This window comes from Paraburkholderia sp. C35 (genome assembly GCF_003121405.1).
In the GTDB taxonomy this organism is placed as follows: domain Bacteria; phylum Pseudomonadota; class Gammaproteobacteria; order Burkholderiales; family Burkholderiaceae; genus Paraburkholderia.
Genome location: NZ_QBUY01000009.1, coordinates 36,457 through 61,447 on the forward strand (window position 1 = coordinate 36,457; position 24,991 = coordinate 61,447).

Annotated in this window: 21 protein-coding genes and 1 pseudogene; 11 read left to right on the plus strand and 11 right to left on the minus strand. The window is 54.3% G+C overall.

Annotation, left to right across the window (positions count from 1 at the left end; all coding sequences use genetic code 11):
• Window positions 1-61 precede the first annotated feature (61 nt).
• Together DK391_RS08345 and DK391_RS08350 are read right to left on the minus strand one after the other, a co-directional pair.
• Window positions 62-400: pseudogene (locus tag DK391_RS08345) on the minus strand (TolC family protein); the annotation flags it as partial.
• Window positions 401-785: 385 nt separating this feature from the next.
• Window positions 786-2,501: a metallophosphoesterase gene (locus DK391_RS08350; protein ID WP_109477536.1), complete on the minus strand. Its 1,716-nt coding sequence runs from the start codon at window positions 2,499-2,501 to the stop codon at window positions 786-788.
• Between the two features lie 684 nt (window positions 2,502-3,185).
• On the opposite strand from DK391_RS08350, the gene DK391_RS08355 reads away from it, so the two are divergent.
• From DK391_RS08355 to DK391_RS08365, 3 genes are all read left to right on the plus strand, one after another.
• Window positions 3,186-4,190, plus strand: coding sequence for a WYL domain-containing protein (locus tag DK391_RS08355; RefSeq protein ID WP_239482758.1), 1,005 nt, complete (start codon window positions 3,186-3,188; stop codon window positions 4,188-4,190).
• 711 nt (window positions 4,191-4,901) lie between these two features.
• Entirely contained in the window at window positions 4,902-6,005 is a 1,104-nt protein-coding gene (locus DK391_RS08360) for a GTPase (RefSeq protein WP_109477537.1), read from the plus strand.
• 3 nt (window positions 6,006-6,008) lie between these two features.
• Complete coding sequence (locus tag DK391_RS08365; RefSeq protein ID WP_109477538.1) at window positions 6,009-7,082, plus strand: GTPase; 1,074 nt, start codon at window positions 6,009-6,011, stop codon at window positions 7,080-7,082.
• A gap of 29 nt (window positions 7,083-7,111) precedes the next feature.
• On the opposite strand, the gene DK391_RS08370 is transcribed toward DK391_RS08365, so the two are convergent.
• Window positions 7,112-7,939: an AraC family transcriptional regulator gene (locus tag DK391_RS08370; protein WP_109477539.1), complete on the minus strand. Its 828-nt coding sequence runs from the start codon at window positions 7,937-7,939 to the stop codon at window positions 7,112-7,114.
• Between the two features lie 256 nt (window positions 7,940-8,195).
• Between DK391_RS08370 and DK391_RS08375 the strand changes: the two genes are divergently transcribed.
• The 3 genes from DK391_RS08375 to DK391_RS08385 are packed head-to-tail and all read left to right on the plus strand — an operon-like array spanning window position 8,196 to window position 11,347.
• Window positions 8,196-9,107, plus strand: a complete 912-nt coding sequence (locus DK391_RS08375) for a PhzF family phenazine biosynthesis protein (protein ID WP_109477540.1) — start codon at window positions 8,196-8,198, stop codon at window positions 9,105-9,107.
• Entirely contained in the window at window positions 9,104-10,018 is a 915-nt protein-coding gene (locus DK391_RS08380; protein ID WP_109477541.1) for an NAD(P)-binding domain-containing protein, read from the plus strand. The genes DK391_RS08375 and DK391_RS08380 overlap by 4 nt, the downstream gene beginning before the upstream one ends.
• Before the next feature lie 15 nt (window positions 10,019-10,033).
• Complete coding sequence (locus DK391_RS08385; protein ID WP_109477542.1) at window positions 10,034-11,347, plus strand: dicarboxylate/amino acid:cation symporter; 1,314 nt, start codon at window positions 10,034-10,036, stop codon at window positions 11,345-11,347.
• A 98-nt stretch (window positions 11,348-11,445) separates the two neighbouring features.
• On the opposite strand, the gene DK391_RS44195 is transcribed toward DK391_RS08385, so the two are convergent.
• Window positions 11,446-11,589, minus strand: coding sequence for a hypothetical protein (locus DK391_RS44195; RefSeq protein ID WP_162600738.1), 144 nt, complete (start codon window positions 11,587-11,589; stop codon window positions 11,446-11,448).
• 873 nt (window positions 11,590-12,462) lie between these two features.
• Between DK391_RS44195 and DK391_RS08390 the strand changes: the two genes are divergently transcribed.
• Complete coding sequence (locus DK391_RS08390) at window positions 12,463-12,951, plus strand: toll/interleukin-1 receptor domain-containing protein (RefSeq protein WP_239482759.1); 489 nt, start codon at window positions 12,463-12,465, stop codon at window positions 12,949-12,951.
• A 307-nt stretch (window positions 12,952-13,258) separates the two neighbouring features.
• On the opposite strand, the gene DK391_RS08395 is transcribed toward DK391_RS08390, so the two are convergent.
• The 6 genes from DK391_RS08395 to DK391_RS08425 all read right to left on the minus strand — a co-directional run bounded on the left by DK391_RS08395 (window position 13,259) and on the right by DK391_RS08425 (window position 19,150).
• Entirely contained in the window at window positions 13,259-13,663 is a 405-nt protein-coding gene (locus DK391_RS08395; RefSeq protein WP_109477544.1) for an HU family DNA-binding protein, read from the minus strand.
• A 331-nt stretch (window positions 13,664-13,994) separates the two neighbouring features.
• Window positions 13,995-14,534 carry a hypothetical protein gene (locus DK391_RS44200; protein ID WP_162600739.1) on the minus strand — a complete coding sequence of 180 codons (540 nt, stop codon included), beginning with the start codon at window positions 14,532-14,534 and terminating at the stop codon, window positions 13,995-13,997.
• A 220-nt stretch (window positions 14,535-14,754) separates the two neighbouring features.
• On the minus strand, window positions 14,755-15,351 hold the full coding sequence (locus DK391_RS08405; RefSeq protein ID WP_204117313.1) for a hypothetical protein: 597 nt from the start codon (window positions 15,349-15,351) through the stop codon (window positions 14,755-14,757).
• A gap of 945 nt (window positions 15,352-16,296) precedes the next feature.
• Window positions 16,297-16,707: a surface-adhesin E family protein gene (locus DK391_RS08415; RefSeq protein WP_109477547.1), complete on the minus strand. Its 411-nt coding sequence runs from the start codon at window positions 16,705-16,707 to the stop codon at window positions 16,297-16,299.
• A gap of 263 nt (window positions 16,708-16,970) precedes the next feature.
• A complete protein-coding gene (locus tag DK391_RS45245) occupies window positions 16,971-18,485 on the minus strand; it encodes a hypothetical protein (RefSeq protein ID WP_239482760.1) in 1,515 nt (504 codons plus the stop codon).
• Window positions 18,482-19,150, minus strand: coding sequence for a hypothetical protein (locus tag DK391_RS08425; RefSeq protein ID WP_109477548.1), 669 nt, complete (start codon window positions 19,148-19,150; stop codon window positions 18,482-18,484). The genes DK391_RS45245 and DK391_RS08425 overlap by 4 nt, the downstream gene beginning before the upstream one ends.
• Before the next feature lie 413 nt (window positions 19,151-19,563).
• On the opposite strand from DK391_RS08425, the gene DK391_RS08430 reads away from it, so the two are divergent.
• The 4 genes from DK391_RS08430 to cynS all read left to right on the plus strand — a co-directional run bounded on the left by DK391_RS08430 (window position 19,564) and on the right by cynS (window position 23,471).
• A complete protein-coding gene (locus DK391_RS08430) occupies window positions 19,564-20,373 on the plus strand; it encodes a hypothetical protein (protein ID WP_109477549.1) in 810 nt (269 codons plus the stop codon).
• A 1,037-nt stretch (window positions 20,374-21,410) separates the two neighbouring features.
• Window positions 21,411-22,001 carry a TetR/AcrR family transcriptional regulator gene (locus DK391_RS08435; protein ID WP_109477550.1) on the plus strand — a complete coding sequence of 197 codons (591 nt, stop codon included), beginning with the start codon at window positions 21,411-21,413 and terminating at the stop codon, window positions 21,999-22,001.
• Window positions 22,002-22,102: 101 nt separating this feature from the next.
• Complete coding sequence (locus DK391_RS08440) at window positions 22,103-22,831, plus strand: cysteine hydrolase (RefSeq protein WP_109477551.1); 729 nt, start codon at window positions 22,103-22,105, stop codon at window positions 22,829-22,831.
• Window positions 22,832-23,000: 169 nt separating this feature from the next.
• Complete coding sequence (cynS, locus tag DK391_RS08445; protein ID WP_109477552.1) at window positions 23,001-23,471, plus strand: cyanase; 471 nt, start codon at window positions 23,001-23,003, stop codon at window positions 23,469-23,471.
• A 482-nt stretch (window positions 23,472-23,953) separates the two neighbouring features.
• Here cynS and DK391_RS08450 read toward each other — a convergent pair whose 3' ends face one another.
• Window positions 23,954-24,982: a transposase gene (locus DK391_RS08450; protein WP_109477553.1), complete on the minus strand. Its 1,029-nt coding sequence runs from the start codon at window positions 24,980-24,982 to the stop codon at window positions 23,954-23,956.
• Between the last annotated feature and the right edge of the window lie 9 nt (window positions 24,983-24,991).

Genomic DNA, 24,991 nt, shown 5'->3' on the forward strand with positions numbered 1-24,991 from the left:
GGGTAGAGTTCCGGCAATGCCTTAGCCTGCGACAGACCCGCCAGCTCGCCCGTCCACCTTCCTACGATGCTCTCAAGCTCCACGACACGCACCTTCGAGGCGTTGCCATGTCAACTTCATCGGCCTGCGCTGCTGCAACGCCGGCTTGGGCATCCTGCACATCGACAATCGTTCTGTTGCCGAGCCGATAGTTTTCCTTTGCGGCTGCCTCCTGTTCCTGCAACGCAATCAGATGCTTGCGAGCGGCTTTCCTGTCTTCCTGTGCGCTCAAAACCGCAAAATAAGCAGTGCACAGGCGAAGGATGAGGTCAATTTCACTTTTCGCAAAAGCAATGTGGGCCTGCTCAACCTCAAGACTGCTATCTCTCAGGTCCTGAAGCGCACCCCAATCGAACATGGTCTGTGAAGACTGAACGTGAAGCCCTCAGTCTGGTAGTTCGGAACGAGCGATGACTCCTGGTCTACGTAGCCGTGAATCGCGCTACCCGAGCTCCTGATGGACGGTAGCCAGCGCGACCGGGCGTTGAGACACGTCATCCCTTCGGAGCGCATCAAGGTCGCTGTACGTAGCGTAGTCGGGTCGTAGCCATTGGTTGACCGATACAGCATTCTTAGGTCGGTAGCGCGTACATGCGCACTGATTCCCAGAAAGGCTATTCTGAGAAGTTCCATTTACAGTTTGCTGCGCATCTTACTGCTCTGGCAATGAGGGGCTGTCCGCTACACGGAAGCGTGACGGTGGATAACACACCTAAGCTATCCATGCGGCCAATACCACCTCCCAGTTATAAAGGCGTCGTTGCTCTCGGCGGAAGTTGCCGCCACTGGTCCAACAGAAGCCGGCCGCTGGACATGCGGTAATCCGCCTCGTATCTGGCGATTCGTCGAAACTCGCCGGTCTCTCTTGAGCTATATATGCCGACAGACAATTTTGACGCGCATACCTTAATCAGATTGAAGTACGTAGACTTCGCTTCTGTCTCGACAGATCCCGCGCTACCAGCACCAAGTATGGACAAATCACTCGGCTCCACTATTTCGTTTCTCTCCTCGGGAAGTTCATACACCGTTGACCGCCAGACGAACGCCCGATGCTTGTGTCCGTGCAATGCGAGTTGAACGCCATACTGCACTGCTTGCCGCTGTACGCGAACCGCATTCACAGCCAAGCCATATCCCCTGAGATAGTCGCTCTTTTCCTCGTAGTTTTCGGTAACTGCCAGGTGATGATGTACGGCAATGATACGAAGTGCCGAACTGCTCATACTGTTCCAACCAAGATTAATAGCTACATCCCCGAATGCTTGCTCGTTGATGACACCCATCCCGGCTAGGAATTTCTTCCCGGTCGCTATGCTGTTTGAGTTCAGCCCACAGATCTCGACGACCATTCCAGCGGGGAAGGCATATCTTCGCCCCATCGAGAGATGGTCACTCGGTGGATGACCTAACAATTTTTCGTAGAATGAGCAATATTCCCTATTAGCATCATCCCCGGCCACCCGTACGACGAGCTCCTTGTTACCCCTAATCGGTTTGTCTTCGGTCCATGCAATATCGTGATTGCCCGGCACGATTATGAGACGGTCTTCTTCTAGCTGCAAGAATCTGAGAATCTTACGTATGGAACGAGCAGCCTCTTCAAACTCGTCTGGATGGGATTTAAAGGTGAAATCTCCCGTCGCTACTACGAGACCGACCTTCACATTTGAATTTTTCAATGACTGAATTATCGCATCTGCCATAGAAGTCTTCCCGACACCAGCTGGAGGGTTTCTTGAATCTTCACTTTCGAGTCTCCACACATGCTGCGCACGATGCGAGTCAACGGAGAAATGCGGATCGCTAATATGGAGTATGGTATCGCCGACGCAATGGATGATGTTTTGACTTGTGGGTGTTACCGGGCCATTATTTCCGAATACGAAAAGCAATTCTTTTTCGAGGTCTCCTGGTTCTTTCTTCCTGATCGACCACATCGAAACATTCATGCAGGCCAACTCTTGCGCATCATTTATTACTTTCCCCTCAAGCAACTTCACCGATTTCTTGTCCACGTTTAAGAGATCGGGTGCTACTGCATATGAATACAATCCGAAGAATTTTTGAGGTTTTGTGATGTCGTCAAACTTTAGCCACGCGTAGCTAGGAGCGTGACTATCGTAATAAGGAGCAACTCTCGTCTCGCGGTCGTCCTCTGGCACTTCTGCAGGTTCATCTTGCAGCTCGCTCGGAACAATCGCTTTGATAGCACGCGCAAAATACACATTATTGAAGCCGACGTCCGTCTCGTCGAGGTCGGCGAGGGCAATGTATATGTGGCCGACCCTATCGATCTCAGAACAAATGTCCGCCCAAAACTCCAGATTTGGACTTTCGTATGGTCGTTTCCACCATCCCCACCAGCACGTCTCGTGTTCGTCGATAATCTTCTTATGCTCCAAAATCGGATGGGCGCCATGGTCACGAAATCGAAGCAGATATCGAGCGGCCTTATCCATTGTTACCTCCGTTCACCACTACGGCCAGGAAAATGCATAGCGAAGCTTGAAAGGTGCGTGGACAGCGAAAATTGCGACGACGCATGCGTATCTGGATGCAATATGCAATGTAGACGGCGCGAAACGATTTGACCAGCAATCAGCCATTTTTTTAATGGGCCATTCTTGGGATTCGCGTTCAACCAGTTAGACGGACTGTGCAGACGGCCGCGGGCGGGTAGTCGAATGACAAGAAAGGAGCGTCGCTCGTCGCCAGTGCTGGTTCAGCAATTTGTTGGAGGAGGGGGCGTCAGAACGGTAGAGCTACGGCTGCAAATGATGGTTAGCGCTCGGCCGAATCCGGAAAATCGTTGCCGGCGGGCGCCCGCTCGCGTCGATTCAAGTCCAACCTCCGTGGCCTACCCGCTTCAGCCCGTCTACCCGCGCGAGACCGCAAGGCGTCCAACCAACGCCGTCCTTCGAGTTAGCAACATTGCCGCGTCAAGACCTGATCTCCCAATTGAGTCCCGGCGCGGCAATCAAGCCAGGTTACGAGGAATGCCTTCTGCCCGTCAACTATACGCAATGCAACAAAAAACGAGGGCGCGGGGGTTTAAGGCTAAAGAACTTCGGCAACATGTCGTTAAGAATGTATTGAAAAGTCATCATTTAATCGCCTTCGTTGACATGTTGGATCGAGAAATCATGCAAGTCTTGCCCGATGCCGGTAGGGGCGAGGAACCAATTTCCACTCCCGCCGTACATGGCAAGCTCAGCGCTACGCTGCTCGACCCTCCGGTTGTGAAAACCGTGCAGCGACGGCTCGAAGAGATGCTGAAAGGTTCGCTCGTCATGATGGAGCAACGCGGGAGGGCGAAATATTGGTGTAAGGTACCGGGCGCGAGTGGCCTTGCCGCGAAGGCGGCTGGCACGATGACGTACGACGAGGCGCTGGCTTTGCAGACGTTGCGTCGCTTTTCGACGTGGCGGATTCCGACGCTAGTGGCCGAGACCCTCGCGCCATTGTTCGATGTGGCTGGCAAACGTCTGGCAAAAGTTAACAACGAGCAGGAGCGGCGCTACCGTAAGTGGATTGACAAGATTGAAGTCGAGACCGGTAGCTTTGTGCTGCGATATCCAGAGGTCAATCACGAGATCTTCACAACGGTCTCGCAGGCGCTGTTTGACGAGCAGAAACTCGAAGTTATATATCACTCGCGCACGAAGGCCGACAACATTGAAGCAAAGGTTATCCATCCGCTCGGACTTGTGGAAGTTGGCGGATTGGTCTATCTCGTGGCCGCGGTGCCACGCCATCGCGATCCGGCGATGTACCGGCTAGACCGTGTCGCGCGCGCGACTATGTTGCCCGAATCGTTCGCTTATCCTCGCGGGTTCAGGCTATCAGAGTACGTGCGTGAGCAGCGTCAGTTTGATTTCATGGTCGAAGGTGAGATTGAACTATCTCTGCGCTTCAGCAATGGAGCCGGGAACCATCTGCTTGAATCGCCGATGTCTGATGATCAGGAGGCGAGAAAGGTTGGTGACGCGCTTGAAGTGCATGGAACGGTGCTTTTGAGCCAGCGACTGCGGTGGTGGTTGAGAGCGTTTGGGCCGAGCGTCGAGGTGCTGGGCCCAGAAAGCCTGCGCTCGGAACTGGCGACGGAGATACGGGCAATGGCTGCGATCTACGAAAGCAGGAGTCTTTGACCGATGCCGTTCAAAGGAGATCGGACATAGTTTGACCGACGGGCAAGATATCTTGAGAGGGCTGCATGTTGATGCCGCTCTATTGCACCCTCTACAGGAGAAACCATGTGCACGAATTGTAATTCCTCCCCTCTGCAACATTTGGCCGCATTTGCGATCGTGTTCGTGGTCGCAGTGGTGGGGACAGCCGTAGTTGGAGCCTATGTCGATTCGGTCGGCTCTGATGTGCAGCCAGGGTAGTTAACCCCTCGTGAGTGGCGGGCTTTGTCAAGCCCGCCGACGACAACCACATAGCCCGAAGCGATATGCCCATACGCCCAGCCTCTTTTAAGTTGAAATGCAGTAAATGTGAATGGGAACATATATTTGCTCCGCGTACCGATGTTCTGATCCCGAACGCGGATATCCGGTCCCGTTGCCCACGCTGTGGAGCGGGTGAGTTGATCCGAGCGCGCCCGAGTTTGATAGAGCTGGTTTCCGCCCGGTTGAGGGGAGCTTGGCTCGCCACTAAAAACCGTCAGTAACGAGTATTGTGGCGATTCGTGAAGAGTTGTGGATTTACCGTGGTCGTTGCGGGCGATTTTGTAAGCTGGAAAGGATGATGAAGCGAGGCCGTAGTGACCAGATAAATGTCAAGCGGTCAGTAACCAGGAAGCGGCTGCGGGGGCAGCATTCCATGGTCATAACGACACTCTCAACAAAGGGAAGAACATGAATAGTCAGGGACACGGCAACTTCGATTTCGCCGGCAAGGCAAAAGAAGAATACGAAAAAATTCGCAGGGAACTCAAGCGACCTAACATTCTTGTGTGTGGGGGTACGGGAGCGGGGAAAAGTACACTCATCAACTTGACGTTGGCGGATGAGAAACTTCGTGCCGCCGTGAACGCTGGTCGCCCGGTTACGCAAGTAGTCGAAAAATACCAAGGTGAACTCATCACGGTGTACGACAGCCCTGGCTATGAATCTGGGGAATCGAGCCAGAAGAAATACAAGGAGACGGTGCTTGATCTGATTTTCAGGAACAAGAATAGCACCGAGAACAGAATCCACATGGCGTGGTATTGCATCAGTCAGGGTAACGATCGTGTCCTCGACATCGATATTCAGACCATCAATGGCATCCGAAAGGTCGATGTACCGTTGGCGGTGGTGTTGACGCAAGCCGACAAAGGTGAACAGGGCGGTTTCGAGAAGCTGAAGGCTCTGTTGGAGAAGGAATGTCCGGACGGCGTGCGTGTTTTCGAGACTTCGCAAAACCCATCACTCGGGCTTGGCGTGGATCCGTTGCTGAAATGGGCAATGGCGTGCCTCGACGAATCCTTGCGTACCGCTTTTATTTCTTCCTCGAACGTATCCATTGAAACGAAGTTGGAAGAGGGGCGTAACATAACGCTACAGCACATCGGCATTGCCGCCGGAATTGCAGCGTCCCCCATTCCCTGGAGCGATGCGCCTTTGCTGTTAGGAAATCAGGCGACCTTGATGGGGCGTTTGGCCAGTCTCTGGAATTTGCCATCCATAACATCAGCCATCAGCAGCGTACTTCCCGGGCAGATCGTCTCAACGGTTGGAAAATCCGCAGCTGGAAATCTGATCAAGATGATTCCTGGTGTAGGTTCTGTAGCGGGTGCACTCATCAACGCGGGTGTTGCCTCAGCAATGACGGCGGGTATCGGCTACGGGATCAACGAACTGTTTGCAAAGATGGCGAGAGACGAACTCGCCGGCAAGCAACAAGACCTCTCCGCTTATCTTGCCATGTTGCCAGACCTCATTAACATGTTCAAAAAGCAAGAAGAAGAGCACGCGTGAGCTATGAACGTTAATGTCTTGATACTTGGCAAGTCTGGCGCGGGAAAATCCACGCTCCTCAATTATCTGTGGGGTGAAAAAATTGCCGAAGCGGGCATTGGCAAGCCGGTAACCCCAAAGGAAACGAAGGACAGCGTAGGGTTGTATGAATCCCCGCCAGTTTCGCTCAATGGACATAGTCTGACCGTCTTTGACAGTTGGGGCATGGAGGCAGACAAGGCCGAAGAATGGCTTAGGACGCTCATGCCAGAAATGAAGAAGCGTGAATTATCACCAAGTGTCGAAGATTGGTTTCATGCTGTGATCTATTGTGTGGGCGCTTCCGGAGCGCGGCTGGAACCTTTCGAGACTGAAGTGGCGCGACAGCTGCAGAGGGCGGGGCATACGGTGGTATTCGCGCTCACAAAGGCAGGCCGTGCAAGCCAGACAGAACTTGCTGCGTTGCAGAGAACCATTCGCGAGGACTGTCCTGACAATGGCGGTATTGTCGAGGTCGAAAGTCGTAATGTCGTTTTGCGCAACGGCGAAACCACGAATGCTCGCGGAAAGGAGGAACTGACAGACGCGCTAACCAAGAACCTAGCCAAAAAGCTGAAATATAAGCTCGCTGTGCTGTATCCGGAAACGTACAACAGACACTGCGCGTCATGGAAGGCGGCTACGTTGGATCGATACGACAGAGAAGCGGGGTTCTTCACGCCGACTGCTGTGACAATGTCAAAGGTTGGTCCTTTTGCTCAGGCCAGGTTGGAGTCACTTTTCTCACAGATGAACACTTGGCTAAACAAAGCGATATCTGACCTCGAATCCTTTCAAGAGGCGTTTGATGAGACCATTGGTGTGATTCATCGTGAAAATGTGCCCGTGATGAAGGCTCAAAATGCCAAAGATAAAATTGTCTGGGACACCGCTGAGTATGCCACCTTGACCCTCGTAAGTCTCATACCCGGGTTAAACATAGCCTATATGTTTGTGGCTACGGATATGCATAAGGACAGACTGTCGGAAAAGCTGGACGGAATCATTTCGAAGATCCGTGTGGAGGCGGAAACTTATATCCGCGGTCGTCTCCTGTAGGGCGCACGTTTTGTCCGTGTACTATATCTTTAAATTTTCTTGAAAGATCTCGGCAGCGGTTCCCCGTACTTTCTGAATAGCTGTGCCAGATAAGACGGGGAATCGATGCCGACGGCCGCTGCCGCTGCGACAACTGTAACTTGCCTGGTTTGCAGCAGCAGGGCGGCTCGACGAACACGCTGTCGAGATTGATAGTCGACGATCGTTTCTCCTGTCACATCTCGAAACGTACGCGTGAGCGTACGACGGGATGTGCCAAATTCATTTGCGACTCGATCCAGGCTAATCGGTTGGTCGAGCGTCGCATCGAGATAGCTACAAATATCGCTGACCAACTCGCGGCGTGCGTCGATCCCTCCCGCAGGCAGCGCCGCTGAAGCGAGGCCGGCTTCGATACATGAGGCGGCCACCATCTGGTCCGTCAATTCCTTGCGATAGAGCCCCAGTTCGTTATTGTTTCGATAACGAGTGTCAGCGGCGAGACGTATCACCTGCAGCAGCGGTTGCGGAACAGTTTGAATCGCGATTTTCGCCCGCGCCAGACGCTGGCCGGCTTTACGTTCGCAATGCGTGACGAAGTCCTTGGCAATGTAGACCGCGAAATGCTCCTGCTCGCTCTTGTAGCCGTGGGTATCGTGCATGCATTGCGGGGGCACCATGACGAACGACATGGGAGCGACCCGCAACGGCGAAACGTTCGATTCGATGTTCACGACCAACTGTCCTGTGCGGGGCAGCAGGAACATGTACTCGTCATGCACGTGAGCTTCGGTTCGATATTCGCCGACTGAAACATGGCGCACATCTGCAACGCGATTGCCTGTAAGGTGGGTCGGTGCTGTAGGGTAGTGCCTCACGGGTACATCCTTGATCGCCTATCAACGGAGCGGGGAGCCCTCCCAACGCGTGGAGGTTCAGTATAGCGCTTCGGGAATCGCGCTGCGCGGCCTGTGTGGCGTCGGTGCCAGGGAAAACGCCAGGGAGCCACGCGCCTTGCTGGAAGCCGAAGGCAGCGAATTGGCCCGATTGTGGGGTTTCGTGGCCCGATAGAAGGCGAAACAATCTCCGATCGTCTGCATGCTGCAAACACTTTATACAAGTGGAGTCAGATTCATGCAGTTGCAAACGGTTTTGGATACGGGGGCTTCCGTAGATACTCACCCCCACTTCGTGTGCGTTTTTCCTAACGGCAAAGGTGGTGGCAACCCAGCACCCATTGTGCTCAACGCAGACAGGATGACATCAGATGAAATGATGGCTGTGGCGGCACGATATGGACACGAAAGTGCATTCGTCTGCGCGCCTCGCGACCGGCGTCACTCGTTTCGTCTGCGATTCTTCGTGCCTCAGCATGAAATGGAAATGTGTGGGCATGCGACGGTAGGTACCCTATGGCTACTTCGCTCACTTGGACATTGGAATTCGAACGTAGCAACGCTCGAAACGTTGAGCGGCATCGTTGAGGCCCGCTTCAACGAACGTACGCAAATCATTGAGGTTAGCCAGCCGAAGGGCGTCGTCCAGCCGGTTGACGACGAAAGGCTGCTGGCTTCTATCTGCAAGGTGTTGCGCATTGATCCCGTCGATCTGGATTCGCTCCCGGTCCTCAATTCCGCGACTAGCCGCACAAAGACGCTGATACCGCTTAGATCGATTCAGCGGCTGCATGCGCTTTCACCAAACTTCGAGGAAGTACGTTCCTTGTGCGACGCACTGCAATCGACGGGGTTGTACCCGTTCGCCGTGCAAAGCGCACGTCCGTTCCAGGTCCACGCAAGGCAGTTCCCACGTTCATCTGGGTATCCCGAGGATGCTGCTACGGGCATTGCTGCTGCAGCGCTGCTATACGGCGTATTGCATCACGGGCTCCTCGAACCCGGCGTGCATGGGATGAACGTGCATCAGGGATATGCCATGAATAAACCTTCACTTATTCGAGTGGAGTTGCGCAATCCCGATGATAGTGACTCGGGTTGCTGGATTGGCGGCGCGGTTGAACGTACAGCGCTGGAGCGACTGTCATGAAATTCTTTACGAACGAACAGATTGCAGCACAACTCGATGTACGAACGGCGTCCAGCGCGATTCGTGAGGCGTATCTCGACTTCGCACGTGGCACGGCGGCGATGCAACCGAGGGCACGCACCGGAATCGCAGATGTGAAATTCAGCGCGATGAGCGCAATGTTGGGGCGCGCGGGGATTGCGGCTTCGAAGATTTATACGACCATCGATGGTCAATTCCGCTTTTATATCGCGTTGCTCTCGCTAGAAGACGGCGCGCTTAAGGCGCTGATGGAAGGAGACGCCATTACGGCTACACGAACGGCAGCCACGACTGTTCTTGCGGCACAGTATCTTGCCCGTACCACAAGCAGCAGTCTTGGCCTGTTTGGTAGCGGGATTCAGGCGCGCGCACATGTTGATGCCTTCGTTGAGCAATGCGACGTGCGCGAAGTACTGATTCACAGTCGTGACGAGAACTCCGCGCGCCACCTGGCCGCCCGCCTCAAGCAAGAGTTTGCGGTGGATGCTCGTCTAGTGGATGCGCAAGCTGCTGCTTCCGCCGACATGGTGGTGCTAGCAACCCGATCGTCGGAGCCGGTTCTGCGCGGCGAATGGCTTCGCCCAGGCGCCTTTGTCGCCAGCATTGGCGCGACGCGCCCGGACCAGAGGGAACTTGATGACACATCGCTGCGGTCCGCATCCCGAATCGTCGTGGACTGGACGGGACAGGCGCCGTTTGAGACAGGTGACCTTGTACTTGCGCCAGAGGGGCTCCTAGAGAGCATGCCTCCCGTCGACCTGTCGAGCGTTATCGCAGCCGGCGAAACACGCGCTGCGCGGGCAGAAGACATTGTTATCTATAAGGCTGTTGGGGTCGCGTTGCAGGATGCTGCGGTCGCACATCTTGCGTACACACGCCTCCTTTCCTGAATGCCGGAGTCACGCATGAAATTCACCCTTACCACACGGATTCTCGTTGCAATGTCGCTCGGCATCGTCACAGGTGTCGTTTGTCATGGAATGCTGTCGGCAGACTCTGCAACACAGGTCAGTGGCTATTTCTCGCTGCTTGCTGATCTGTTTTTACGAATGATCAAGATGATCATCGCGCCGCTTGTCTTCTGTACGCTGGTGGTCGGCGTGACCAAAATCGGCGACGTCGGTACCGTAGGCCGGATCGGCATGCGGACATTAGGCTGGTTTCTCGTCGCCTCGTTCGTATCGCTTGTGCTCGGAGCGTTGCTCGCTAACTGGCTTCAGCCGGGCCGCGCTTTGGAACTTGTGCTGCCGCCCGCCAATGCTTCCTCAGGGCTGAGCACCACCGCATTGTCGCTCAAGGAGTTCGTCGTGCATCTCGTGCCGCGCAGTATCGTAGAGGCCATGGCGAACAACGAGATCCTCCAGATTGTTGTGTTTGCGGCATTCTTCAGTGTTGGGCTCACGACTCTCGGAGAAAAATCGAATCTCGTTGTATCGTTCCTCGAGCAAATCGCGCAGGTAATGTTGAACGTGACAGGCTACGTGATGGCGCTGGCACCATTTGCCGTGTTCGGAGCGATTGCGAATGTGGTGACGACACGTGGAGTATCGGTGCTCATCACCTACGGCCGCTTCATGGGTGAATTTTATGGCAGCCTCATAGTGCTCTGGTTGCTTCTGTTTGCCATCGGCGGAGTGCTCCTTGGCCGACCCGTATTCACGCTGGTCCGGCTCATGCGAGCGCCTATGTTGATCGGCTTCAGCACGGCAAGCAGTGAATCGGTATATCCGAAAATGCTGGAGCAGCTTGAGCGTTTTGGAGTGCCCAGGCGTATCGCCAGTTTCGTTTTGCCGATCGGCTATTCGTTCAATCTGGACGGTACGATGATGTATTGCACATTCGCGACGCTGTTCATCGCGCAAGCCTACGGCGTTCATTTGACGTTCATTCAACAGTTGTCGATGCTCGCTATCCTGATGCTGACGAGCAAAGGAATGGCCGCTGTTCCACGCGCGTCGTTAGTGGTGATTGCCGCGACGCTCGGGCAGTTTAATATTCCCGAGGCTGGGCTGTTACTAATCATGGGGGTCGACCATTTTCTCGACATGGGTCGTACAGCAACGAACGTCTTGGGCAATGCGATTGCGTCAGCAGTTGTCGCTAAATGGGAGGGTGTATTGAGTACTACGTCGGCCGAGGTGTCGCCGGCTCGTGAGGCCGTGCACGCAGAAACAGGTCTGACTAAAACCGAAGACGCGCGTGTTGTCTCACAAGCGTGAATGGAAGCGAGCGTTTCACAGGGTTCGGCAGCCAGCTGGTGTTGGAACCGAACCGTCATTGACATTTGTCAATGAAAGGCGCACTGGTGAACTCGAGCTCAAAGCCGCGCCTGCGACCCACCGCAACGCATCGCGATATTGAGCTTGTCCTTTGCTTCATTCAGTTGTCGACGCATCGAACGTCTGTCTGACGCTATCAAAACCGATACAGTGCTCTTGATATTCGGGAAAGTGGTATCCATCACAAGTTTTCCATTATCGCCTAAATGGGCCTGAATACTGGAAGATCCGACGGTTTGTGCACCTTCCTCCTGCCCCGGATTCGCTTTTCTTCCGAGAGCGACGCCGTGGCATCGACAAATTTGCAGTTCGACACGATTTGGGCTCGGGCGGAGTTGCTGGCGGCGTCATGCGCGCTTTCAATTCACGTCCAACGTTACGGTCTTATCGAATACGTTTCAAACGATCGTTTCAGAGGCGTCTTCGCCTGAAAGCCGAAGGCGAGCCGACCGCACCTGCGCCGTGGGATTTGGCGCTCACGGTTTACGGCCCATCTGGAGCAGACTTGATAGCGTGATTCCCTATATTGCAGTAATTGATTCAGTTTTGTAGCATGTTTGTGTTCCGAGGGATCACGCCGGCTAACCTGGTGTTAAAAGTGAAAACAAGTCGGGGTGATGCGAACGCTGCGAGAGAGTCGAATAAGCGACCCCGCTGCCCGGGCCTGCGCACTGTCGCAGGCCTTTTTATTCTCGACGTGTAGAGAAAGGAAACGTGTACGCTGGTAACTGGTTCGCAGCCGCAACACTGGGCATGCAGTTAGTTTCCGTGATGACTCGTTGGCGGTTCGCTTTACGCGTGCCGTCGTTCATTTTGAGTGGAAGAAGATAAGGTTGAGTATGGCTCAATGCACAGCACCAGTACGTGGGCATAGTTCGGCTGCGGCCGAGGCTGCTTGCCCTGCATGTCGTTACCGTAGTGGGCGTAGCTATAGCGGTTACGGAGGTTACGGCTCGGCCTATTCGTCTTCGAGCGGTGGGGGAAGTAGTTACGGCAGCAGCGGCGGCAGGTCTATGGGCGGTGCAAGGCCGAGATGGTCAAGAGCGGGTTCGTCCTTGTCGTACACGCCCAATCAAGTGATTTCACTTACGCCAATCCGCCAAACTGTTGAAGCGCGAGCAGCGGAGAAGCCTGACCTTCGCGATGTCTTTCTGTGTCACGCGTGGGACGACCGGCAGGGGGCAGCCAAAGAGCTGCACGATCTGCTTGTGGCGGCTGGCGTTAAGGTGTGGTTTAGCGAGAAGGACCTTGGCCTCGGCGTGCCCATGATGCGTGCCATCGACAAGGGGCTTGCGAATTCGCGAATCGGACTTGTGCTGGTGACTCCTGCGCTGCTGGCTCGTCTTCCGAAGGAGGGCGTAGCAGATAAGGAACTTTCGGCACTTCTCGCAGGAAACCAGCTTGTCCCCATCGTGCACAACACGACGTATGAAGCTCTTCGGAATGTCAGCCCCCTACTGGCATCCAGAAGCGGATTGGACACGATCGAGGATTCAATGGCGGTCGTCGCCGCGAAAATCGCTGAGCTGGTTGCTATTGTCTAGTGCGCATTTGCTCGAAGCTAATGCGGCTGTCTCCGTTCGATATCTGCGCAGGTGCTACGGCTGGTCTTCTGACTGACGACAAGAGCCACGTGGATCACAAGGCGAGTTCGAGCGCGTCGACAGCCCGTTTGGTAGGTTTTCCTGATCTCCCTCATCGATTGCTGGAGATATGCGATTTGGGATTCGGAGCTTTGAAGGACTGAATGCATGGTGGCAACAAGCTCCATCTCGGACAACTGACAGTCATTCACTCCCATCAAAAAAGCCCGCTTGAAAAGCGGGCTTCGAAGTTTCTCGCTACTGCCGCTTAGGCAGCCGCGTCCTTCAATTTCTTCAACGCGCGAATTTTCAGGCGTACGGTTGCCGGCTTGGGGTCGAACCAGCGCTCCTCGCCGGTGAACGGATCCTTGCCGAATCGCTTTTTCTTTGCGGGAACCTGCTGGACCCCAATCTTGAGCAGGCCGGACAGCGTGAACTCACCAGCGCCTTTCTTGTGCACGGAGCCAAGAATGGTCTCCTCCAGTGCTGCGAGAACGGCTTTCGCTTCCTTCGGCTCGACACCGGCTTGCGTGGCGACATGGCTGGCAAGCGACGCCTTGGTGAATTGCTCTTTTTGCGGCTTCAGAGTTGCAGTGGAAGGTGCTGCCTTCTTGGCAGACGCCTTCTTCGGTGCGGGTTTCGTTGTTGCAGCTTTTGCGGTCTTCGTTGCCATCGACTTCCTCTCGTGTCCAGGATTGGAGAACCGCTTAAGACGGCACACGACGCCGAGCGTTACTGCGCCGTCTTAAGCTGAGCCCAAGCGTAACAATGGTTGAATCGCTACGCAAGCGTGGCGACCCGCAAAACAAGGTTTTTTGTTGTCTCGCGGCTTTCGTTCTGTCGAGTGCTCACGGAAGCGAGTGGGTGATGCATTTCTTTAGATTAAACCATGCGGTTTTCCGCGCAATCGAAGTTGACTCGGAAACCACCCGGGAGCGCGGAAACACTCCGGGCAGTTCCGAGAACCGCATTCATTTCCTAGCTGAGGGCGGTGCAGTGATTGGCTACGGATTGCTGGACGTCGTGCCGAGGTGCAATTCCTGATCAAAGGCGCGATTGACATCGCAATACTGTGCGCGAGCGGACTGCGATTTGTACCAGTTGAAGTACAACATCGGATGGCCTGGCGATTCAGCACTATTTTCGGAAAGAACGTAGTAGTTGAAATGGACGTTGGCCGCATCTGCGTAGCTAGTCCCAGGCTCCCTGTCCGCGAGGATCAATTGCGCAGAGTTTGCGTTGCTGGAGGTCAGGAGACGGAAGTCATGCAGTTGGCAGTCCGCCCCACCGCCAACAAGTAGATGCAAATCCTCATGATCGACGCCGGCATCAGAATGGAACATAGGGACAATACTCCATGTCCCAGATCCTGGCCCGATATCGTTCCGAACGAAGATAGAAACAACGTCGAAGCCATGCGCGTTGAAGTTCTCACGCGACGCACGGACTATCATTGCCTCGCTACCGTGCAAGCGTAATCGATTGATACCGTTGGTTATTGAAAATACGGTTGTCGCATCTTGCGCGTTCGCGATGTTGGCCACTGCGAGTAACACCGTAGCCAATCTGCAGCAGGGTGAAAGCTTTCGCACCGACGTCTCTCCCAGAGTTCGCCGCTTTGCACCTCGGTAATTCTAGCGGCAGAGTTCAGGCGCAAGTGGCACGCCTGTCTCGAACATGCCAAGGCGGCGTTTTCGCCTACTTTAAGCCTGCGGGGTACTGGTGTGCGGAAGCAACCAGACCCGGTGGCTCGTTGAGTTTCTGCTATTGACGAAGTTCTGGTGAGTCCTGCATTGAAGCCTGTAGTTTCTGCATGGCGTCGACGGTTGCGCGCTGAGCCGCTAATCCGAAGTTCCGCTTGAACTCGCTGAACTCGGCATGGCCGGAACCGGTGACGGATTTTTTCACTACGAGATTGCCGCTCAGGTCAGTTACGGTACATTCCAGCGTCACCGAAAAGTCGGTCGGCGGCCACGTTAGCAGACTTGGCGACGACGAGGTCGTGGTAATGACAGGCGTGACGATATAGCTCAGTTTCTTTGCTTGGGTAACACTCGCATCGGGCTTCGAGTTCAGCTTTACGACGTCCGTGAAAAGGTTGCTCAGTTCAAGATAGATCGGCAGCTCGAGGTCCTGATACGGCTTGTACGACACCTTGTCTCCACCGCCGCCCGGTGTAATGACTTCCTTTTGACGTTCCTCGTCGGTGATGACCAGACCGACTGTCTTGCTGATCGGGCTGGCAGTTTTTGCGACCAGCGCAGAGTTGTCACCGGAAATTGTGATGTCGTGTGCGCATCCGGCCAAAAAGGAGACAAGCCCGGCCACGCAAGCGGTGCGCAAAAAAGTAGAAACCTTCATATATGTTCCCCGGTGTTGTGCGACGTTGTATTAGTGAATGGCGCTCACGAACGCTGGGTCTGCGTAGAGTTCGGCGAGAAGCTTCTGTACTACAAGAGGGTACTGCTGTGTGGCTCTCGGAACTGCTATTGCGGCCGCGAAAGATGAGTCCCACTCGCCACGAACAGTCTTGACTGCGTCGTAGCGAACCGCGTTGTCCCGTTTAACAATGAAACGCGCAGAGATCGTTGCCACGCCAGTTCCGATCCCTACATCGACGTTGTTTTCGAGGAGAACGCCGTCAAGCTGCACTGTTGCCGAAGGCGAGACCGCACCTGCGTAGGTCAGGTCTTGCGTGAGTGCATTCGAGATGTATGCGGCGAATGAACCTCCGACTGGAGATTTCATCCGATTGGCACGCACGGCTACAGGGTATCGGTTGGCGTCGCTTTCCTTGTCACTGAACGAGCTAACATGCGTGGCTGCGGGCGAAGCCGCTTTTAGGGTCTGGATGTTACTGACGGAAGGAGAGTACGGCGTTGCTACCACGGAGCATGCTGCCAGTAATGCTAGCGGGAGCAGAAAGGCAAATTTCCTCGGATAGTTCATCTCGGTTTGTTGGTTATGTGTTCGATGGAGACGAGCCTCTATAGATCACTGAGACTCGACAGTAATAACGGCTTGCGAGGCATGAGGTTTAGAGTGTCGAAAGAGACCCAGGGAGAAATCCCACGGATGAGCTCTGTTCTTCCGTGGCGACTACGAGGGGGTATGTAGGCTGACTTTCTAACGGCGGTGCAAGTCAGGAGTTTCCATCTGAGCCTCGACGTCCTTTAGCGGCGAGAATGTGGATTTGAAAGGCTACGCAGTAAGGGCCGGGATCTAACGGTAGTTGGCCGAGGGGCGGATTCGTGAGGGTAAAGTGCGAGCTCTCGATCTTTTTCGGCAATAGCGTGTTGCAGGGGATCAAGACCCGGTTTTTGCGACATCTGTTCCGCTCGGTTTCGCGCAAACCATTTCTGCGACCTTGGACATGTACGAATCTGGAGCGATGTCTTCCGGACCCGCCGCCTCCAACGTAATTGACCTTTGGCTGTGGTAAGTACCGATGAGAGCGGAGGTCGATACTCTCCGATGCGCGCAGTCGATGTCCACCCGACTTTCCAACGCATCGTAAGTTTGACCACTGACCGCTATTTGCTCGCGCGTCAGGTCTTGCCGAACCCACGCGCGAGTCATTTCCCCTACCAGCGCGTAAGAAGCTACGTCAACGTAGACGGTACGGTCCTCGCCGATATACACCTGACGCCAGTCGGATGCGGATGCAGAACCAGCTGCGATAAGCGTAGCGATGGAGATAATCAACTTTCGAAGCATGCTTTTGGATGTTCCTCGACCTATCGGCATGGCCTTATATCGGCATCTTGAAGAATAACTTAAGCACGAAAAGTGTGCGTGATCATTCGGCGGACATTGATTCGCGGGACTGAGGTAGTCTCACGATGTTTGTGTTTTATGCTGTTTATGCCGGTGTTATCGCGCTGCAGTCTTGTTGTGCCGCTGACACTAGCTCATTGGACTAAGGGACGCGCCAGACCAACGATGACATCGTAGGCCCGACGCGTTATAGCTTATTGCATTTAGTTTGTGGTCACGCGGCCCGTTTGCGCGATCTGGGACAAGGCGACTTTCTGGTCGACGTACCAGCGCATGAGACACTCCTTGTCGTGGCAGTTTTGCTCACGATAGTTCCATTGCTGACGAACTCGCTCTCGAAACGCACTTTGATCCGTGACAGCAGCTTTTGCTCGCAGGAAGATGGCGGCGAGCTGGATGTCAGCATTTGCCAGTTCGGGGTCACCGCATATCAGATGCTCAGCGTCGGAGCGGGCTTTCGCGCAGTCAAAGCTCGTCGCATACGTTGCCGGCGGTTGAAGCGTCCCGGCGGAGCCGGACATCGCCGGTTCGCCGACGTTGGTGTTTTGAGAAGAATCGGCTGGAGCGCCCTCCGTGGACTGCACGTATTTTGGTGGGCCGTCTTTTTTCACTGCGACATAGTTGCCGTTGACGTATTGGTAGACGTGGTCGGCGACATACGTGGCCTGATTTGGAATCTGATAAGTCAGCGAGACCTTGACATCGTAGTGGGCAGCATTCTTGCCTTTTACGAAGCTCGTTTGTGCCGAGAGCAGTTCCGTGTCGGACACTCCTGTATCGCCATCGTCGACGACTTGCGTAAGCGTGCCGTCTTTCGCTCGCACGAAGACTGTAGTCGTCGCAGTCTGGTAGCCTTGATGACTGTCGCCACCGTTCACCACCAGGGCGTAGCTGTTGTCGCCAGAAGGTACCCATTCAAAACCGCTGCCAACGGAACCTGACGCGCCCATCGACGCTACGTACGGGTGATTGGAGTCAACTTTCCATTTGTCGCCATCCTTGATGAAGACCGCGACACCCAGCAGCCCGGTGCATGCGTGACAGCCACCGCCATCAGGCACTGCGCTTGTGACGAGCACTTTCTTCTGTTTGCTGTCTTCAGAGAAGTCAAACGTAGCAACACCGGAGACAAGCAGGGCTTTTCCAGGCGCAGCCTGCAGGTTGTCACGCCACGGCAGGTTAGGCGGTATAACGGCATCCTGCCAGGATGCGGTCTTCGAATTGTCGTCGTACGGACCGTACAGGAGTTCGAGTGCGGCGGGGATGTTGAATTCGCCGGCGATTGCTCGAGACGCCATCGCAATCGAACAGGCCGCGCTCATGAGTTCGGTCATTCCCGGTTCGGATTTTGCGGTTACCGCGGCATCGTTGCCTGGATATGTCTGCTGTGCCGTACCGTCGGCCCGATACTGTGTTCCCGCCTGCCTGAGAATAGAATCACGGCAATTGGTCACCACGCTGAAGCGGGCGTAGCCTTGCGGGAAGGATTTGAGTGTTTCAACGATATAGCCGCTACCACTGCGGGAGATGCTGGCAGGATTGAACCAGAGTTGCGCGGCATCCCCGGACTGTCCAACTTGCTGGAATCCGGGAAATTGCTTGGCCGACGATGATTCGCTGACCGAGCCGGTGTTTTTCCCGCAAGCAGCGAGTGCGAACGCTGCTCCTACCAACAGGGCGCTCGTCCCGTAGCGCCATGTACGAGCCGAGGTAATCATGCCTGAATCGCCTGTTCGCTTGCCGAGGAGACTGTTTGTGTCCCAGTTCTACGCATGTGGCGCGTGTTTCGCTCAATAGCCAGCAAAACCAGAACGAGGCTAAATAGCGCGACAAGAAACAATCCGCCTGCCGTGACCTCTGCGACCAGCTTGAGCGTTACCCATTTTTCTGCCGTCTTCGCTGCTGCAGCCGTATAACGCTCGCTCTTCGTGCGCATATACGCATTGATGGCCTCGATCGGATCAACCTTGCTCGACTCGGCCGCAGCTACCACCGCGCCGAGCTCGTCGAGGTATTGTTGACGATCGGCTTCAGGGACGTCATTCAAGTGGTTGCGGATGATCTGCGCGTTGTCGCCCGAAGCGTACTTTTGCAGGGAGAATGGAATCTTGAAACCTGCGAGCGGACTTTCTGCAGGTCCGCTGTCTGTCGGAGGTTGTGTGCCTTGAGGCTGGCTGGGCTCAGTTGGCGCCGCCTTCACCGGCTTCAGAGGGTCTACGATTTCCTGCGGCGTCACCTTGGTGTTGACGGTTTCCTGCCAGACGGATACGCCGTAGAGCACCCCCACCGCGATACCCACCAGAAATACTGTGACACAGACAAGTGCAACGACGCGCGTAATGTTAAACAGAGCTTTGCGCTCAAATCCTTCTACGATACTCATGGTCTCAACCCCGGTTTATTGCGTTTGATTTTTTTAGCGGATTTCGCTTTTCAGAATAATATACGCAAGCTACCTGTTTGTGTTGCTGCCTGCAGGTTACGAGGGATCGAATATGCGCCCGATTGATCTTCCCGCCATGTGACTTTCGAGTCACGAAAAGTGTCTGCGCAAAATGTGCAAACACTTGATGTGCGTGGAGGCGCAGACCGTCCTTGTACGATGCGGTTCCGGCGCAGTGTCGAGTTACTTGGATAATGGTATCGCTGATACTCAGAAGAGCGACGACGACTGGTAGCCACGCCTTGCGATTGGCGACCGCCGTTCAATAACGGTTATCTCCCTCAGTTTTTGTGATATGCGAGCTACGTCTCGCGTACCAGTATTGCAGTCAATAGGCTTTATCAGGAGGTTGTGTGTACAGAGAAGCAGTTATCACTTTTGTGGATATCCTGGGGTTCAAGAATCTGATCCGTTCGAACACGTACGAGCAGGTGGCTACAAAGTTGGGCACGGTTCGGCGGCTGTCGGGCCTAAATGAAGCCGAGGACGGGGAAGGTTTTGAGCCGAAAATTATCCAGTTTTCCGATTCGATCATCCGTATACGTCCACTTGACTCGGTCGCGAACAAGGAGATGCAATATGGGCTCATGTTTTACGAGATGCTCGACCTGGTTCATATGCAAGGAGAGCTCATCAACCACGGCGTCTGTGTTCGGGGTGGGGTGTCAATCGGACAAATTCATTTCGACAATCAGATTCTTTTTGGACCGGGGTTCGTCAGGGCTTACGAACTGGAATCGATCTATGCAAACTATCCTCGGATTGTCGTTGATCCTATTCTGATTGACCAGGTGCGGAAGGACCGGCGCCTGGCATCGGCGCAGCACACACCCAAGCAGGAGTTTTCGTACATCAAAAAGAACATCAGAAGAGACAGCGACGGGATCCACTACATCGACTATCTCCGGTCTTTCCTTGGCGAGATTGACGACCCTGACAACATTCCAGTCTTCCTTCGAAGACACAAAGAAATCATCCTTCAGAACGCAGGAGGCGCGACGGAACTCTCATCTGTTGCCGCGAAGTATCTTTGGATGGCGTCCTACCACAATGGACTCATTGCTGAGTTGAAAGACGAAAGTTTCGAACACTACGGTCTCCAGAGAGAAGATCTTGAAATTACACTCGTTGAGATGCCACTTCTTCAGTCGCTCGCGATTTAACGGGCCAGTTGGCACGACATGCAAGCTGTGTGCTGGGCAATCAATGGGAGGGCTCTGGCGCTGATCGTCACGACACCTTCCAGAACGACCTGTGCTACTGCACACAATATTTTGCGGCCCCTCATCGTAATCCTGGACTTTGAGGTTTTTCGCGCTGGGTCGTGCAGCGCAAAAAAGCCTTGAATAGCGTAGTTCAGGATTTATACTGGGGTTAGTCTCCTCCATGTCCCCATGATGTGGATTGGGCCCGCGACGGCGCGGGCTTTTTCTTTTGCCGGGCTCACCTCATTCACGTGCGTCTGACGTTGATATAGTGAGTCACTCTTTCAGCTCAACTCTCGACTGCCATGTCTTGTGACGCGTGCGAAAGAATGCATCTGGCTGATTTCGTCGAACCACATGGCGGTTTGCTGATTGTGCGAGGTCCAATCAGCTTGCGCCCGATGAGACGCCAGCCCGTATTGCTTCAGCAATTTCGTTGTCGTTTTTGCGGCACGAACTGGCTGTTGGAATCCGATCCGGCGGAACTGGATTCCCCTGATTGGATTTGCCTTTTTCGGGCATCAAGCATCCTTGATCCCGTGTCGACACTCCACCAGCACACTCGTTCGTTGCCGCGCGACCCGGACTTGACCCAGACGGAGTCATCAATCGACGCGGCAAACAAGCATCTGACACACCAATTTTCCTGAGCTGCTGTTTAAAACCGGCTACTTGTGAGCCGGACGAGCCTCTCGGCTCGTGCAGAGTCCAACTTGACTGGCGCAGCCAAGCGGCCCGTTTCCATGACGTACGAGGGACCGTTCAGTGCTGGGAACTCGTCCGGCATGAATCGTTCCGCCCGTCAGCCTCAACCGATGTAGGCGACATGCCGGACACTTTAGCTGCGTCGCCGAAGAGCCCCGACGCCGCGGGTTCGCGTGAATCGGGGATTGTTCTGCGGCGCATTGGTTGCCGATATACCGCCGTAGCCGTTGACACAAGAAAGATGACCAGTTATCTTGTTATCATTCTTTCAACGATGCTTGTCCTATCCGATGCCGAGACCCCCGAATCCAGAAGTTCGTTCGCGCCTGCTTTCCTTAGGCCGAGACGTGGTCCTTGACCTTGGCTTCAATGGATCTGGTGTGCAGGACATCACTGATGCTGCCGGGGTTCCGAAGGGGTCGTTTTATAACTACTTTGACAGCAAGGAAGCGTTCGCCGGGGAAATCCTGGAGGAATACTGGCAGTCGATCGAAGACAGGCATGGCCCCATTCTGTATGACGCGCGCGTGAAGCCGTTGAAGCGCATCGTTACCTTCTTCCATGCTATTTCCACCGATCATGCGCAGCATAATTTTGCGCTCGGATGCCTAATCGGCAACCTGTCGCTTGAACTTTCCAATAACAGCGCAGAGACCCGTCGGAAATTGTCGGGATTGTTGGCACGGTGGGAGAGCGCACTGGCTGAAACACTCCGTGAGGCGCAGGAGCGTCGAGAGTTGTCGGAAAAATCTGACCCAGGTGTACTTGCAACCATTATCGTTGAAGCGTACGAAGGGGCGGTCATGCGCGCGAAGGTTGAGCAAAATGGCGCAGCGCTTGAACGTTTCGAAAGAGCTGTCTTGCCGAGGCTTCTGACCTAATTTTTTTCATGTTTTAATAAAATGACCGGTCATGTATTAAATCCATCCTCTCATTCTTCGAGGGGCATTTCCATGTAGTCAATTTTGAAATTGAGGACGCTATGAGTACCGACAACGTTTCTCCGGCGAACAGCAGTGCCGGCTATGCTGATCCCGCGAATCCGGCACTTCCCACAACGGGATTCAAACTCGACCGAACGAAGGCAGCGCTGGTCGTCATCGACCCGCAAAATGATTTTCTGAGCCCCAAAGGCGTCGCCTGGCCGCTAGTCGGCGAATGTGTCACCGAGAACAACACCATCGCGAACATCGGGGAGCTGTTCAAGGTCGCGAAGGAACTGTCGCTCACTGTCGCAGTGTCGCCGCACTACTACTATCCGGCTGACCATCATTGGCAGTTCGGTGGACCGTTGGAGAAGGCGATGCATAGCATCAACATGTTTGACCGCAGGGGGCCGACCAGTCTGGAGGGATTCGAAGGTTCTGGGGCTGACTTTCTTGAAGAGTACAAAGGCTACATCCTCGATGGCAAGACCATCATTGCTTCGCCACACAAAGTCTACGGACCTGAAACGAACGACCTGATTCTGCAGTTGCGTAAGCGTGGTGTATCACAGGTCATTCTTGCCGGGATGGCGGCAAATCTGTGCATCGAGTCGCACCTGCGCGAGCTCATCGAGCAAGGCTTTGAAGTACTCGTCGTCCGCGACGCGACTGCAGGTCCGCGCGTCCCTGAAGGCGACGGTTACCTCGCTGCGCTTATCAACTATCGATTCCTAGCCCACGCGCTACGTACAACCCGGGAGACCATCGGCGATTTGAAGGCGTAACTGGAGCTTGCTTCACGAGTTTGCCTAAGTCGAAGGTCTGAGGTGTTCGACGTTTCCCCAGCGTCGAACATTTATATTTTTGATTGATTAACAATGCTCTGGCGCGGCACCGCCGACCGGACTTTCTCAGGTTTCTGACAGAGTGACTTAACACTTCAAAGGAGTTACCATGTTGCAGTCTCAAGTATCCAACGATGTGCGTGTCTCGTTGACCGACCGTATCATTGATGCGAAAGCCCGCAAAGGTTTGTCCTTCGAAGCGCTGGCTGAAGGCACAGGTCTGAGCACTGTGTACGTTACCGCTGCGCTCCTTGGGCAGCATCCACTACCGTTGGATGCTGCCAGGATTGTCGGTAGCCGATTGGAACTCGATGAAGACGCAGTCGCGACGCTGCAGACAATCCCGGTGCGTGGAAGTATCCCCGGAAACGTGCCGACGGACCCAACCATTTACCGCTTCTATGAAATGGTCCAGGTTTACGGGTCGACGCTGAAGGCATTGGTGCACGAGCAATTTGGTGACGGCATCATCAGCGCCATCAACTTCAAACTTGATGTCGAAAAAGTGGGCGATCCGGAAGGTGGTAGCCGCGCAGTGATCACGCTCGACGGAAAATTTCTTCCATACAAGCCTTTTTAACAAAGGGCCGCGCCCATCGTGTATCGGGGTTCAGCTCACGCGATGAAAACGGTAGCGGCGATTGCCATCGTCGCTATGAGCCGCCCCGATCTATCGCAATAACTTTGCTGAACTCTCTGGCAATTTATCCATCGCTTGTCGATGACGCAATGCTTCCCGAAGCGCATATATGCAGTACAACCATGCCAAGTCGCACGTCCAGCGTAACCTTTCAGGCGGGGGCATTGTCAAACTACACGAAGAGGCGCCAGTGACGCTCGTCAAAGTGCAGAAGCGAAGTCATGGCGATACTTGCTTCTAGTACGGTGTTTAGCGCAACGCGGTCGTGATTGAAGACCACGTCGCTCAATGCCTGATACTTGCGCTCGCCGTTCGTTCGCAGGAAGGTCCACATGCGAATCTACCGCCTGCATTTCAATGTAGCAAAGGAAGCGCAAGAATTTATCCGACAGGAGGCACCGATACGCGCTAGAGCATAACAATCATGTATGTGAGCGCGCCTTTGCCAGAATATCAGCGATTTGATCCCATCTACCGTCGATTCTCAGCCGATGATAGAGGCTTCCTGATGCGCTTGCATCGATATCGTGCGAACCTAGTTCTTTCCATGCGTTACCCGTCCCCATCTTGATGATCATGCCATCCACGACCTGACGAAGGGAGTGTTTGCGATGCCGTCCTGGTCGGTCTGAGCGCACCTTACGGGAGACGATTTCCTCAATCGCTTTCCATTCAGAGTCGTCGAGTTCCCACCTGCTATCGACTGGTCGGATTCGGTGATCGCTGGTTTGACGACCGCGGAGCGAGCGCTCGCGAGGACCTGCAAAGTCGTATCGCCGGCTGACGTTATTGGCCCAGTCCATCGGAGGTTCCAACGGTGATATGTCCCATATATTGAGACTGCTAACGTAGAATGTATCGTCAATATGTTTGCCATGTGCCGATATAGTTGCCTCAACGGCAGGAAGTTCAATGCCGATTTTTCCCTTGCAAGCCAATTGGTAGATGCTATGCCATGCGCGGTACGCAGATGGATACGCATAAAACCACTCAAGTCGGGTCAAGAACTGTGTGCTTCTTGTTGTTCTTCGAGAACCAGTTCGCGGAATTCGAATCTCAATTCTGAAGTTTTCGTCATCGAGAATAGGAGCACAAATCCGCTCAAGACTATTTGATGCATAGAGATAATTTGCGATGGATGTCGGCGCCCCGAGTAACGACCGTTGAAGCTCCCACGCGGGAATAAGTACCCGGGTGTGATCAGCATCCACTGTATATACTTCATGATTTTCCGTCACATGGGACGTTATGCCGAACGCTGAGGCATATTCCTGGGCTGTAGCTCGACGCCACCCTTGGAAAGAAGTTGTCAGTGAAATCTTTTCAGAATTTGTTGTCGCAAAGCTGATCTTGTACATTTGATCCGGTGCCAGCATCTCGGTGAGTCCTGTCCGATCAATTCCAACTACCTTCAATTGTTCGTTGATTCGTTCGAATCTGTCGAGCCACATGAACTGTCT

Coding starts and splice junctions, on each gene's coding strand:
- DK391_RS08355 (WP_239482758.1), top strand. CDS start 3,186: ATGCAAGTCTTGCCCGATGCCGGTAGGGGCGAGGAACCAATTTCCACT.
- DK391_RS08440 (WP_109477551.1), top strand. CDS start 22,103: ATGAGTACCGACAACGTTTCTCCGGCGAACAGCAGTGCCGGCTATGCT.
- DK391_RS08450 (WP_109477553.1), bottom strand. CDS start 24,982: ATGTGGCTCGACAGATTCGAACGAATCAACGAACAATTGAAGGTAGTT.
- DK391_RS45245 (WP_239482760.1), bottom strand. CDS start 18,485: ATGATTACCTCGGCTCGTACATGGCGCTACGGGACGAGCGCCCTGTTG.
- DK391_RS08435 (WP_109477550.1), top strand. CDS start 21,411: ATGCCGAGACCCCCGAATCCAGAAGTTCGTTCGCGCCTGCTTTCCTTA.
- DK391_RS08415 (WP_109477547.1), bottom strand. CDS start 16,707: ATGCTTCGAAAGTTGATTATCTCCATCGCTACGCTTATCGCAGCTGGT.
- DK391_RS08375 (WP_109477540.1), top strand. CDS start 8,196: ATGCAGTTGCAAACGGTTTTGGATACGGGGGCTTCCGTAGATACTCAC.
- DK391_RS08405 (WP_204117313.1), bottom strand. CDS start 15,351: ATGAAGGTTTCTACTTTTTTGCGCACCGCTTGCGTGGCCGGGCTTGTC.
- DK391_RS08365 (WP_109477538.1), top strand. CDS start 6,009: ATGAACGTTAATGTCTTGATACTTGGCAAGTCTGGCGCGGGAAAATCC.
- cynS (WP_109477552.1), top strand. CDS start 23,001: ATGTTGCAGTCTCAAGTATCCAACGATGTGCGTGTCTCGTTGACCGAC.
- DK391_RS44195 (WP_162600738.1), bottom strand. CDS start 11,589: ATGGATACCACTTTCCCGAATATCAAGAGCACTGTATCGGTTTTGATA.
- DK391_RS08385 (WP_109477542.1), top strand. CDS start 10,034: ATGAAATTCACCCTTACCACACGGATTCTCGTTGCAATGTCGCTCGGC.
- DK391_RS08380 (WP_109477541.1), top strand. CDS start 9,104: ATGAAATTCTTTACGAACGAACAGATTGCAGCACAACTCGATGTACGA.
- DK391_RS08395 (WP_109477544.1), bottom strand. CDS start 13,663: ATGGCAACGAAGACCGCAAAAGCTGCAACAACGAAACCCGCACCGAAG.
- DK391_RS08350 (WP_109477536.1), bottom strand. CDS start 2,501: ATGGATAAGGCCGCTCGATATCTGCTTCGATTTCGTGACCATGGCGCC.
- DK391_RS08425 (WP_109477548.1), bottom strand. CDS start 19,150: ATGAGTATCGTAGAAGGATTTGAGCGCAAAGCTCTGTTTAACATTACG.
- DK391_RS08360 (WP_109477537.1), top strand. CDS start 4,902: ATGAATAGTCAGGGACACGGCAACTTCGATTTCGCCGGCAAGGCAAAA.